15 protein-coding genes are annotated in these 12960 nt (G+C 34.5%); 2 read left to right on the forward strand and 13 right to left on the reverse strand.

What is annotated here, in order from left to right; all coding sequences use genetic code 11:
* Window positions 1-7: 7 nt before the first annotated feature.
* The 3 genes from ACEN92_RS12200 to ACEN92_RS12210 all read right to left on the reverse strand — a co-directional run bounded on the left by ACEN92_RS12200 (window position 8) and on the right by ACEN92_RS12210 (window position 1433).
* On the reverse strand, window positions 8-244 hold the full coding sequence (locus ACEN92_RS12200; protein ID WP_495638638.1) for a hypothetical protein: 237 nt from the start codon (window positions 242-244) through the stop codon (window positions 8-10).
* Complete coding sequence (locus tag ACEN92_RS12205) at window positions 241-501, reverse strand: hypothetical protein (RefSeq protein WP_495638639.1); 261 nt, start codon at window positions 499-501, stop codon at window positions 241-243. Before ACEN92_RS12205 ends, ACEN92_RS12200 begins: the two co-directional genes overlap by 4 nt.
* A gap of 86 nt (window positions 502-587) precedes the next feature.
* Window positions 588-1433, reverse strand: coding sequence for a chromate resistance protein ChrB domain-containing protein (locus ACEN92_RS12210; protein WP_495638640.1), 846 nt, complete (start codon window positions 1431-1433; stop codon window positions 588-590).
* A gap of 331 nt (window positions 1434-1764) precedes the next feature.
* Between ACEN92_RS12210 and ACEN92_RS12215 the strand changes: the two genes are divergently transcribed.
* The gene (locus ACEN92_RS12215; RefSeq protein ID WP_495638641.1) at window positions 1765-2967 is read left to right on the forward strand and encodes an outer membrane protein assembly factor BamB family protein; all 1203 of its coding nucleotides are present in this window, start codon (window positions 1765-1767) and stop codon (window positions 2965-2967) included.
* Window positions 2968-3239: 272 nt separating this feature from the next.
* Here ACEN92_RS12215 and ACEN92_RS12220 read toward each other — a convergent pair whose 3' ends face one another.
* On the reverse strand, window positions 3240-4604 hold the full coding sequence (locus tag ACEN92_RS12220) for a glycine-rich domain-containing protein (protein ID WP_495638642.1): 1365 nt from the start codon (window positions 4602-4604) through the stop codon (window positions 3240-3242).
* Between the two features lie 420 nt (window positions 4605-5024).
* On the opposite strand from ACEN92_RS12220, the gene ACEN92_RS12225 reads away from it, so the two are divergent.
* Window positions 5025-5426 (forward strand): DoxX family protein, encoded by a 402-nt coding sequence (locus ACEN92_RS12225; protein WP_495638643.1) that lies wholly within the window; start codon window positions 5025-5027, stop codon window positions 5424-5426.
* 177 nt (window positions 5427-5603) lie between these two features.
* Here ACEN92_RS12225 and ACEN92_RS12230 read toward each other — a convergent pair whose 3' ends face one another.
* From ACEN92_RS12230 to ACEN92_RS12270, 9 genes are all read right to left on the reverse strand, one after another.
* Complete coding sequence (locus ACEN92_RS12230; RefSeq protein WP_495638644.1) at window positions 5604-5972, reverse strand: hypothetical protein; 369 nt, start codon at window positions 5970-5972, stop codon at window positions 5604-5606.
* Between the two features lie 135 nt (window positions 5973-6107).
* A complete protein-coding gene (locus ACEN92_RS12235) occupies window positions 6108-6491 on the reverse strand; it encodes a hypothetical protein (protein ID WP_495638645.1) in 384 nt (127 codons plus the stop codon).
* A 47-nt stretch (window positions 6492-6538) separates the two neighbouring features.
* The gene (locus ACEN92_RS12240; RefSeq protein ID WP_495638646.1) at window positions 6539-7141 is read right to left on the reverse strand and encodes a peptidylprolyl isomerase; all 603 of its coding nucleotides are present in this window, start codon (window positions 7139-7141) and stop codon (window positions 6539-6541) included.
* Between the two features lie 40 nt (window positions 7142-7181).
* Window positions 7182-7493: a hypothetical protein gene (locus ACEN92_RS12245; RefSeq protein WP_495638647.1), complete on the reverse strand. Its 312-nt coding sequence runs from the start codon at window positions 7491-7493 to the stop codon at window positions 7182-7184.
* A gap of 311 nt (window positions 7494-7804) precedes the next feature.
* Window positions 7805-9091, reverse strand: coding sequence for a bile acid:sodium symporter family protein (locus tag ACEN92_RS12250; protein WP_495638648.1), 1287 nt, complete (start codon window positions 9089-9091; stop codon window positions 7805-7807).
* Between the two features lie 26 nt (window positions 9092-9117).
* Window positions 9118-9780 (reverse strand): aspartate/glutamate racemase family protein, encoded by a 663-nt coding sequence (locus ACEN92_RS12255; protein WP_495638649.1) that lies wholly within the window; start codon window positions 9778-9780, stop codon window positions 9118-9120.
* A complete protein-coding gene (locus ACEN92_RS12260; RefSeq protein ID WP_495638650.1) occupies window positions 9777-11156 on the reverse strand; it encodes a four-carbon acid sugar kinase family protein in 1380 nt (459 codons plus the stop codon). The genes ACEN92_RS12255 and ACEN92_RS12260 overlap by 4 nt, the downstream gene beginning before the upstream one ends.
* On the reverse strand, window positions 11156-12397 hold the full coding sequence (locus tag ACEN92_RS12265) for a ribulose-bisphosphate carboxylase large subunit family protein (RefSeq protein ID WP_495638651.1): 1242 nt from the start codon (window positions 12395-12397) through the stop codon (window positions 11156-11158). Before ACEN92_RS12265 ends, ACEN92_RS12260 begins: the two co-directional genes overlap by 1 nt.
* 128 nt (window positions 12398-12525) lie before the next feature.
* Window positions 12526-12888, reverse strand: a complete 363-nt coding sequence (locus tag ACEN92_RS12270) for a DUF2200 domain-containing protein (RefSeq protein WP_495638652.1) — start codon at window positions 12886-12888, stop codon at window positions 12526-12528.
* Between the last annotated feature and the right edge of the window lie 72 nt (window positions 12889-12960).

A 12960-nucleotide genomic window follows, 5' to 3' on the forward strand; every position in this document is an offset into this window, starting at 1 on the left:
TGATTTTTTAAAAAGCAATTCCAAATTGTAAACCAACAGTAAATGTTGCCGGATGATCATTTCCAAAACGCACAGGCAGAGGCATAGCTACGAAGTAGCTGCTGTTTTTATTTTTTATTACAGTTTTGTTGATAACGGGTGTAAAACCATATCTGCCTGCACTTTCAAAAGCCATTCTTCCGGCAAAAGTATAGCCTTTTCCCAAAGCGACTAAAACGCCGGGATGAAATACTATATTAGTCACTTTGTCACTGTCACCCTGAGCCCTAATATTGGGAACGATTTCAAATGAAAAAAACCTATTTTGGAACTTTTCCAGATATTTATTCCGGTTGGAAAGCCCACCGCATAATAATCCCTAAAATTTAAATTGGTCTGTTCACTGGAAGTGGTAACTATGGGATGATAAATTCCAAAATATCCTGTAATTTTAGGATAGGTGTCTTGTGAAAAAGCTGATCTGCTTAAAAAAAGCAACATAAAAAGTACAATATGTTTCATAGGATTGGTATAGTTTAATTTCAATGAACAAAATTATATAGACTAAACCTATAGAAATAGAAGGTTATTTACTTTTTGTATCTGGATTACTTTTTTTGTGTTTTTTTTCGGTATGAAGATGGATTTTTACCAGTCTGAAGTTTAAAAATTCTTGTAAAATGACTCTGATCTGAAAAACCGGTCATATAGGCTATTTCAGTGAGTGTATAAGATGAATTTTCAATAAGTTTCACCGCTTTCTCAATTCTCAATTTCCTAATATAATCACCAAAATTGAGGTCTTCAAAATACTTGGAAAATTCTCTGGACAAATAAGACGGGTTTAATTCAAGATCATTTGAAATTTGTTTTAAATCGAAAGTAAACTGAGTGTCAATCTGATCCTGAATGATTTCTTTAAGTTCCTGTACCCACGAAGGTGTTTTTTTGTTTGATTTTTTTTCGGTTAAAATTTTTTTGTAAACCTCATGCAGGAGATTCTCAAAAGGACTGTTTTGAAGATGATTTTGCTTATGCAAATGCGTTGCCCAGCTATATAATGCATCATATATGACCATTCCGCTTTCCAATAGTTTATAATCATTGGTAATATTATAAGAAAGTCCGGCTGAAATCGCCCAAAGCCCGGCTGACTCTTTTGCAATATCATGTTTGTCCGTGTCGGCACCACGAACAATTTCTGCAATAATTTGTATGGCAGGATCTTCAATTTTATACTTTTTAACAATATAATCAAAAGTGCAATGCTCATTATAATGGGTAAATTCAACATCCGGAATGTCGAACGGAATGGCTTCAAGTTTTTTCGCTTTCATTAAGACCTCCGCAAAAGGCACATAAATAAATTCAGCCTCCTTGTCTACGAATTTCCTGATCAGCCAGGGACAGGCAATTCGATCTATTTTAGGTCTTTCTCTTGTAATCCACTTCATGTTGTAATAAATTTAAAAACTATAGATCAAATATATTCAATGGATTGTTTAAACTGAATTAATAATCTAATTTTATATTTGTAAATCTAATTAAACCCAAAATGGAATTTGTATTTATTCTTTTGGTAATATTCTTATGTACCTAATTATTTGTTTAAAAGGAATTTTCACTAGTAATAAACATAAATTCCACGGATAAACTTCTAAAAACTCTATAATAATTTTTTACTATATTTGACATGAACATTGGTGTGCTTGTTGAATTTAATATGCTTTATATTAGAATATTGACTAATGTTTGATTGCCTTTTATCAAACCCAAATTTTAAAAATGAAACAAAAACTAATAACTCTTTTATTTGTATTTACTGTTATAAATATATTTGGGCAAACGCCAATCATATCCGAAACTGGCAAAACTAATTCTTCTAATAATGAAGTTTTACCGCTGAATGATATAGTCACTAATAAAGTCATAAAGCCTCTTGCAAAAGTTCCATTAGATGAAGCTTTAATCCTAATTTATGATTATGACGGCAATCTTTTCGCATATGATTTAGAATCTGAACAAATTGCCTGGACTGTAAAAGCTACTGATGCCTTTACTGAAATGTGCGCAAATGCAGTGACACTACATGATGGAGTTGTGTATATTCCGTTTATTAATGGTGAAATTTTCGCAATTGATAACCAAACCGGTGCTGTTTTTTGGAAATCAAGATTAGGTAATAGTACAGATCAAATTATACTAAAAAATCAAGTTCCAATCATAAATGATGGAAAATTGTATATAACAGCTCAAAATAGTAACATTTATGCTCTTGATATAAAAGATGGCAGTTTAATATGGAAATACAAGCTGGATTCGGCAAATAATGATATTCCGGTTCTCTTTTTTGATAACAAAGTTTTTACCCGGAGCGGATCCAATTTCTACAGTTTTGAAGCAGATACAGGAAAGGTTCTTTATCAAAAAAGTTTTGAAGAACCTATATACGGAAAGCCTGTAACAGATGGCGAAAATGTATTTATAACAAATGAAAAAAATGTGCTTTTTGCCTTAAGTCCTAATACTTTGGATATTTTATGGCAATTTAAATTAGATGAAAACCAATATAATGTCAAGGAACGTATATTTTGCAAAGACAAAAAAGTATATTTTGCAGCGCAAGGCCCGGAAGTTTCTTCTATGTATGCTGTGGATTCAAAAACTGGAACCCAGATTTGGAAAACTGATTTTAAAGATGACAATATCGAATACATCATTGAGGAAAGCGATAATGTTTGGGGATATACCCGTAAGGGAAAACTTTTTCAATTAGACATAAATAATGGCGAAATAGCATTCGAAACAAAATTAACAACATTGCCTATTTCAAATCTTGAATTTCCCAATGATGATAATTTATTATATTATTATTGTGATGCCGGTTTAATCCAATTTGATTTAAAAGAAAAAGACGAAAACGTATATTATATGCGAACTTCTATTAAGGACAACATCTATAGCGCATATCTAAAAATAATTCGATAAAAAACTGTTTCAGTATTTAGACCGCTTCTTTTTTTGATATCTACTGGTTCTCCCATAAGTATTTCTCTATATCAAACTGGATACCAACTGATTATAAGCACTAATTACTCGATTAATTTAATAGCCTGGGCAGAATTCGAACTATTAAGGAATCTACTTTTAAGTTATCAAAAAAACAACTGATATCAAGTGTTCTGATATCCTACCAAAAACTCCTTAAAAAATTAGGGAGTTTTCTATGTTCAGTTATATTTCGGAAATTTTATTCCGAATCAATCCCCGCCACATCCTCCACAGGAACTCCCACAAGAGCTGCTACACGAACTTCCGCAAGAACTCCCGCAGCCAGATCCTCCGTTAGAACCTGCATTTCTGTTTATATAACCTGTTAATGGAATAAAAGAACTCACCAATATTACTTCTCCGTAAAGGAAATAATTCCATTGCCAGTCTTTTTCAGCTTCCATACTGATTTTCCCGTCTACAAAAGATAACGGAATTGCATTGCTAAACAGGTAATTTATTATTTTGTTTAAATAAAAATTGGATATTATTATTAAAGCAAAAAGTACAAGGACCAAATAGGTGATTGATTTATCTCTGGAAATTCCAGAAATAAGCCTGCTAAAACCAATGCTTAAAATTAATCCTAAAACCAGCATTGCAATTTTTATAATTTGCATGAATTGCTTAGAATCTGTAATTTTTTGCCTAATTCGAACAACTGCTTTTTCCAGCTGTTCGAATATTGGTTTTTGTGCTACTATTTTAAATAATTGAGGATACGGCATTGGTTCGTATTCTTTCATAATTTCAATGACACAATTTTCATATTTATTGTCAGTTAAATTTTCATCAATCAGGTTTAACCTATTATTACCTAAGACCTCGATTTTCTTATTGCTTATTAAATTATTTACAACTCCATGAATAACAAATTCCAGTTTATTATTTTGAAGAAAAACGAGTTCAAAAGGACTAAGATTTACTAAAATGAAATTTGATTTTATACTTTCAAAAAGTGAATTGAAAGCTGTTTTTACAAAACGCATTAACAAAACAATTATCGCCACAAACAATAAAATATAAAAAATCAAAAAATCAGGATTCTGAATTTGAATTAGAATGGGTTTGATAATATAATAAATTGGAAAAATGAAAACTGCAAATAATCCTAAAAACACTTTTTTGAGTGTACCCATTTCAATCTTGCTTTCATCCAAATGGAAAGAATCAAGTTCATTTGAATACTCCCAAATTTCTTTTGGCTGTTTTCCAAAATCCTGTTCATATAATTCTTTTATCTTTTCTTTAGCTTTATGGAATTTTTCTGCTTCAGATCGGTTATGAGTTGACGGAATATGTTCAATCCTTTTAGATAAAAGAGTGCAAAAATCAGAATAGGAAGTGGTAAAAATCAAGTGTTGATGCCAGACAATATCAACAATTTCTGAAGGTGAAACCATCTCATTTGAAATAGATGCCAGATACATGAATTTTTTATACTCAAGAATTGCTGTTTCAGTAAAATATATTGTCCATTTATTTTCAAATGCCAATCTTGTCAAAAATCCATACTCGTTATTAGGATTATCTAATTCAAATTTTAAAACTTCTTCCCAAAGTACTGCATTCATCAATATTGCTTTTTTTGGTTAATCTATTCAATTCTTTCAGCAAGTTGGACTCCAATAACGGTTTATAACTCCCTTTTAATAAACCTTCAATCGTTGATACAAACAACTATCTAAACCACTTTTTTCATCATCTAAAGTTATTAGTCAGCTTTTATTCAGCGCTAATATATAATTAATTCTACTACAAAAATTAATTACTTTTTTACACATTCCGCAAATTATTTTTATTGAAATTTTTCTTTGAATCATCAAAAAAATATTTCAGAAACAGGTTCATAAAGAATACAAACAGATCATTGGTCAAACAGAAAATTTAAAAATATTTGCACAACTTGTTTATATGTTTTCAGACCCACAATAACATCTATTAAACTAATTCGATATATTTGAGTCTATTAACAATTTAATGGCTAACAAATTATGAGAAAAAACAACGATTTAGGATTATTGATACTCCGTATCACAATTAGCGTATTAATGCTTTTACATGGTATTCCAAAATTAAGTGCCGGTTTAGAATTCATTAAAACGATGCTTACCGAAAAAGGGCTTCCTGATTTTCTTGCTTATGGTGTTTTTGTTGGTGAAATCCTTGCTCCAATTGCTATTTTAATTGGTTACAGAACCCGAATAGCAGCAGCTATATATGCTTTCAATTGTTTGGTCGCTATTTTAATGGTACATAGCTCAGAAATATTTTCTATGGGAGAACATGGAGGATGGGCTATAGAATTAATTGGCCTGTATTTCTTTGGTGCTTTGACTTTATTCTTTACAGGAGGAGGTAACATAGCCGTTTCAAAAAACAATAAGTGGGATTAATTTTTCCTAAAAATATAAAACGACAAAATTTATTACTTTAAAATAAATCATATTAGACACAATTACTAACCTTTAAACTTACCTGAATTTGCAGGTTTTCTTTTAAAAGTGATGTTTAGAGTACAAAAAAGCTCCATTATAAATGGAGCTTTTTACATAAATTTTTATTTTAGTTATTTATATTTTATCAAGTGTTATTTTCATCTCTTTGCTGTCTAATATCAATTTATCATTTGTTATCGTACTTTCATTAGGATATGGTGTACCTGTTTCGTCTTTGATTACTAAACTTTTCCCTCCTTTTGTTAGAATATACGTTCCATCTGTAATTTCTCCCTGTAAATAACCTGTTACATGTCCGTCTTCAGTAAATGTTAGAGTTCCATTTTTTAAAATTACATTTTTAACAGAATCCGAAAGTGGTACTTTTGCTTCTACGGTGGTAACTTTCCAGGAATTCACCAATTTGTTACGCCCTTTGTGACATGAAACCATTAATGTTGCTAATAATACAATCGCATAGACAAACAAGTTAGACTTTTTCATGATTTTTAGATTTAGGTTAAACATGAAACAAGTTACAAAAAAAATAAATTCAAAATACTAAAAATCAATTGTTTATAAAACTAAGCTTGCAAAAACATTCCAAATAAGCATTCCTTCTTTGGCGAAAAAGAGAATTTAATTCAACTTAAAAACATCTTCATATTTCACATAGTCTTTTCTGCTGATTGTATAAACAGGATTTCCATTTTCATCCTTAATGATTCCCATGCTTTCATCATCTGATTTTGGAAAATTAATTTGATAATTTCTTCCATCAGCTAATTGGATTCCGTAAGTAGAAACAGAATTTTCAATTTGCACAGAATTCTGACTGTACTCAAATTTTTCTTTTTTTCCGAAACTGTTCCTAACGATGAAATCTTTGGCATTAAAAACCAATTCAAATTTTGCACCATTGGAATCTGTAGCTTTCCAGGAACCACGATAGGTTTCCGAGCCACTGCATCCAAATAAAATTACTGCTAAAATTCCCAACAATGCGATACTTGTCTTTTTCATTTTTATAAGTTAATTAATTTAGATTTTAAAATTTATGTTTTGAGGTATTAACTAGTTTTAACTTTCAACACACTCACTTCCTCCAATTCTTTATCCCCAAATGTTTTTAGCACAATATAATACCATTTTTTATCAGCAACATCAACCTTAAAAACATCATTTTGTTTATGATTCCTGACCGCATTTTCGAAATCAGGAATCATCATTCCTTCTGAAAACCAACCAAGATCCCCGTCAGGGCTACTATCCATAGTGTGTTTTTTAGCTAAAACAGCAAATGAACTCCCCCTATTATATTCCTCTATAATCTTCGTTCTCGACTTTTCAATTTCTTTTAGCGAAAGTTTACTTCCATCCAAATAAATATAGCTCACTCGAAAAACTCGAACATTTTTTGCAGCAATTATTTTGTATGTAAATTCAATATCTGAAAAAACATCTCCTGGTTTCACATTAGAAAGTTTTGCAGAAAATTCGTCTGTATATATTCCTGGGATTATATTCATAAGTTGTGCTTCAAGATTTTGATTTTCCAGTACAAAATTCCTCGCATCGTCGATTGTGACTATTGGCTTTAATTTCTCTTTTATATTTTGTGCAAAGATTACCGATCCCATTAAAAAAGCAATAACTGTAAATGTTTTTATCATCTGGTACATTTTTGTATTTCTCTACTCAACTTGAAGCTTATCATTTTAAAACATCAAAAGAAGACCCCACGTAACTTAAAATTTCAACTTTATGTGTGCCGTCTAATCCGCTTTTATCTCTTTGTTCCTGAAAAGATTTAAAAGACGGAATGTTGAGGATTTGTTTTTGTATTTCTTCATTTTTGTAAGTTGAAAAATGAAGAAAAGTTATTCCGTCGTCCTGCAAATAAACATTATATCGAAATTCGGATGGATTTAATTTTTTGAAGTCTCTTAGAAACTTATTAATATTCTCTTTGTTTACTTCCACAAACTCAGGTTTTACTGTGTAGGATACTTTTACCGTTATCATATATATATTCTATTTTGTATGTCAGTTTTTTATTATTCATGCTAATATAATATTATTTTTATTACAAATTCTAAAAGTAAACCCAACCTTCTAAAAGTAAACTCAACCCAAAATTTGTTATGAAAACTGCTTTGCATGAGGGATGGAAATGGCATCGCCCAATTTAGAAAAACAAGGCTTTTTTGCCTTAGTTTTTCTAAATCGGGAATATAATGAACAGCCCGACCCTTGTGGTCATGCACAAATTTTAAACCCAATCAAAACTTAATTCCATAAAAAAAACTCCATCAGGTAATGGAGCTTTGTGTATTTTAATTTGTATCGGGAACAACTTCCGTTTCTTCCTCATCTCCTTTTTTACGCCAATAATTCGCAAGCAAAGAACCCGAAACATTCATCCACGGACTAAATACAGCTGAAGCCAATCCTAATGTGGCCAGTTTTCCCATCGAGCCTGCTAATCCAGAGGCCATTCCTCCGTTTTGGAGCCCCACTTCGAAAGCGATGGTCTGACTGCTTTTTTTGTCGAGACCGCTTAATCTGCTGAGCCAGTAGCCAAAAAAGTAACCCGCTCCGTTGTGCAGAACCGAAGCCAGGAAAAGCAAAAATCCAATCTGAATTAAATTATCCCTTCCGGCGGCTGTGGTCACCAACGTAAAATAAATGATTCCAAACATTGAGAAATACGGCATGATTGCATCAATTTTTGGATATGCTTTGTAAAGCCAATGGTATAATACACCTACGATAAAAGCACCACAAGTGAAATTGATGATTTCTAAAATATGTGAAGCGGTAGTGTCTTCGGCAATTGCGAATGCATCGCCGAAGAAAATAACGACAGCCAGCCAAAGTATTGAGATCGCAGTCAGAATATAGATTCTTGTTTTGGTGACAGCTCCATAATTTTTTAGAATATCGTGAATCATAGCTGCTGCCAAAGGCACAAGAACGATTTTAATGATTTCCATCATCATGTTGAATAAATGGACCTCAACCATAGTTCCAGCAAATATTTTCATTAAAAACGGCGTCATAATCGGCGCAGCCAATGTAGACATGGCCGTTACAGTAACAGATAAAACCAAATTCCCTTTAGCAATGTACGTCATCACATTAGACGCCAAGCCGCTGCTGCAGGAACCAATCAGTATAATTCCCGCAGCTATTTCAGGTTCGAAACCAAATGTTTTGGCAATGATAAAACCCATAATTGGCATAATGGTAAAGTGTCCCAATAAACCAATCAGTACGCCTTTTCCTGATTTTCGGATGCCTGTAAAATCCTCAATGCTCATTTGAGTTCCCATTCCAAACATTACCATTTGAATGATAATCAGAATGAGCCATTTGTTGCGCATATCGAAACTGCCCACGTGCAGGAAAAAGTCAGGATAGATTAGTCCGGCACAAACCGCAGTGATTATCCAAAACGTATATTGATACCCGCTTACTACTTTCAGATGTCCTACCCCAATGGCAATATTTGAAAATCCAAAGATTAATCCCAATTTCCAAAGTATCTCTATTTGCTGTAACCAGCCTAAACCGGCAACGATGAAAAATAGTGGGGCAGCCCAAAGAAAATATTTACGCATACAATTTGTTATAACTGTTATTAAAATTAAAAATAAAGCTCTGCCAGTTTTTTTATGGCAATGGCGGGACTTGCCAAAGTAGGCACTAATTTTTCTTCGGCACTCAAACCGTCGACAACTCTTGCCATTGAGGCTTGTGCCAAAACAATTACGTCCACTTCTTCCATTAATTCTTTTAATGCTTTGGCTACCATCTCGTCATGTCTGGCTGCGTCTCCACTCATTAAGGCTTCGAAAGCGCCTTCGCATAATTTAGAAGTAATCGTTGCATTTTTACCTGCCAATTCTGCTCTTCTTCTAACCAAATCGCTGGTTGGTTCCAAAGTGGTTGGCAAGGTTGCAATAACACCAATTTTATTGCCGATTTGAACTGCTTCATCTGCCATTGCCTGATCTACACGAATTACCGGAACTGTTGCCAATGTTGCAGCTGTTTCAATCGCTACACCAATAGACGAGCAGGTTACCAGAATTATATCGGCACCTGCGGATTCAGCAAGCTTGACATGGCTCACCACTCTGGAAGCCGTATTGGGCATTAATTTTCCTTTTTTGATTACGTCTTTTATCAGGCTGTCGTCGACTATATTGAATGTTTCAATTCCCTCTAAAAACTCATTACTCAATTGCTGAAACAACGGAACCAATGTTGCTGATGTATGTACGAAACCTAAAACTTTTGCACTCATAATTTTTCTCCTTTTAATACTTTTATAAAATAATCGGCAGTACCAACCTGACCGCCTTTAAAATTCATTTCTATTCCATTAACCCATTCATTGTCCGAAACTGCCTTGCAAAGCGGTGCTCCCGGTGCTATCGGCGCAATCATTTCCAGTGCCAGAATATCTAATTCTGAAGCAGCATAACTTGATGTATCGCCACCGGCAAAAAGGATTCTTTTAATTTTGACAGCCTTTAGCACCTCTTTGGTTATTTGTCCCAAAACACTTCCGTAAACCGTACTGCATTGTTTCTGAATGTCGTTTTCCAATACTCCTTGTGTTCTGAAATACGATTCGGTTTCAGCAATGCGCGGATCTTTTGAACCTGTGCTCGTGTGCAAAATCGTGCTTTTTCCCTGATTGAAATTGTCAACAATACGGGAAACGGTATTTTTTATAATTTCTGCCTGATTTTGCACATCAACAGCTTTGCTTGCTAATGCTATTTCCAAAAATCCGTTTTCGAGAGCGTATTCAATTTGACTTGATGTTACTGGAGAACAGCTTCCCGATAAAACAAGTATAGGCGAAACTTCTCCAGCCGATTCAAATGTTATTTCTTTTCCTATTATTTTTTGTGCTGCCCAATCCAATCCCAAAGCCATTTCGATTCCGGATGAACCTACTGAAAACAATGTCTTTTCGGTTGCCAATTGATTAAAAACACTTCCAATGGTTTTTAGATGTTCCAAATTGAATCCGTCAAAAAACAGGATTTCTGCTTTGTTGTTTTCTACCGATTCCAGAACTGCTGATGCGCCATTTTCAATTGTCGTTAAATTGACAAGATTGATGGATTTCTCCGTTTGCTTTGCTAAATGAATCGTCAAATCGCCTTCCAAAGCAGGTGTAACGGGATGTTTGCTCATGGATGGATGACGATCGATACGGTAAATTTCTCCGTTTCCGATCGTTCCCATTCGGGCAAACAGATTTCCAAAAACACAAAACCGTCCCAAATGTGGTGCTGAAGGTGAAACCAAAACTGTTTTTTGATTGAAGACTTCGCTTCCTATTTCGATTGCTTTTCCAATATTTCCGACGTGTGGCGCCGAATCGAAAGTGGAACAGACTTTATAATGAAAATGTGCGGGTTCAAAACTTTTCAGATTTTCAAAAGCACTATAAAGTTCTGTGCCCATTTCTGATAGTGACATCGACCTACTTTTTCCCGCCAGACCAATTGCCTGAATTCCCGGAAAACGATCTAAATCCTTTTGTGCGGGTTTTCGAAGAAAGAGAACCGTTTTCACTCCGGCCAATGTCAGGAATTCCAAGGCATCCGTAGAGCCCGTGAAATCGTCGCCATAATAGGCCAATAGCAATTTATCGTTCTTCATTATTTCGAAAATTTCTTTACCGATTCGGCAAATTCTGGATATTTTAAAGCCGTTTCTTCCACAGACAATCCGTCAACGGCTCCTGTCCATGCTTGCTGTAACGCGTTTACCCCGGCTTTTGGTCCCATTGGATGTGCCAAAATTCCGCCACCAGCCATATACAGCAAATCGGTACTTTGCGTTCTTCGGTAGGTTTCTACGGCTTGTCCTCCCCATTGTCCTGAAGACACGACGGGCAATATTTCGTATCCGCCCAAAAAGGGTTTCAAACAGGATTTTATCGAGGTCACCACCGAATCATCGGATTCCCAAAATTTATTCTGAATACCGTTGACGTGCAATTGATCAACTCCTGCCAGACGCTGTATTTTTTGATAGGCCGGAAATTCTATTCCCAATAAAGGATGTCGATTAAGCATTCCCCAGCCGTTTCTGTGACCGTGAATAACGAGTTCGCCCTGATCACAAATTTTCTTTGTTCCCGAAAGCCCTACACTGTTGATGCTGATCATCGCACAGCTTCCTTCTTCTTTTTTGATCAAATCATATTTGCGTTGCATCTCGTCAATTTCATCACTGATATTGAACGCATACATTACTTTTTTACCTGTTTTTTGCTCGTTGTCACGAATGACTTTCATAATCGCTTTCACCCTTTCGTCAAAAGGAGAATTCGCGGCTGAACCCATTAATTCGTCGTCTTTGATAAAATCGATTCCGGCATCAATCAATGATTTTACCAAAGCGACGGTTTCCTCCACGCTCATTCCGATGCTTGGTTTTATAATGGTTCCAATCATGGGTCTGTCGGTTACACCACAGGATAATTTAGAGCCTTTGATTCCGAATTTTGGTCCTTTAAAATGAGTTGCGAAAGAATCCGGCACTTCGAAATCCATTAATTTCAAACCCGTAAATTGCGTGATTTCGTATAGATTTCCCTGTAAAGTGCTAATCAGAACCGGCAGATTATAGCCAAAGTTCTCAATCGACCAACTTACTTTTACTCTTGCTTTTTGGTATTTTTTCCCGGGAATACTTCCGCCCGGAATAGAAGGTTCGTCTGCCAAATCCAATAACTGAATATCCTCCACTCGCGCCGCAAAGCGTTTTTTCAATTCTTCAGTTTCGCCCGGAACAGACACAAAAGTTCCCGAGGACTGCTCGCCCGCCAAAACCGCCGAAGCCTGTTCTACATCATAAGGGGTTTCTATAAGATATTCTGCAAACACTCTTTCCATTCTAATTTATTTTAAGATTCTAAATTAAAGGATTTTAAGGAAAGTAACTGTCCTGCTATGTGCTGGTTGAGGAGGGATTATTTTGAATGAGACAACAATAAATTTCTTTACTTTTATGACAAAACCTGTTAAACCCGCAAAATCTTTTCCATTTTTTTGCCTTTTGCCAGTTCATCTGCTAATTTATCTAAGTAACGTACCTGACGCATCAGCGTATTCTCGATTTCCTCAATGCGGTACCCACAAATTACACCCGTAATGAGCGAGGCATTAGGATTGAGATTGGCTTTTTCAAAAAAGTCTTTAAAGGTTATTTTTTCATCAATCAGTTCTTTTAATTTCTTTTCGTCATATCCTGTCAGCCATTCGATTACCTGATGCAATTCAGCTATGGTTCTGCCTTTTTTCTCCACTTTAGCAACATAATGTGGATAAACCGAAGCAAATGTCATTTGGGCTACACGTTCATTTTGTTTGTCGTTAGGTGTCATGGTACTCTTTGAATTTCAATTAATCTGATTACAATACGAATATACTAGTTTCTACTTAAATATTTATTCTGA

The organism is Flavobacterium sp. Flavsp81, from assembly GCF_059491325.1.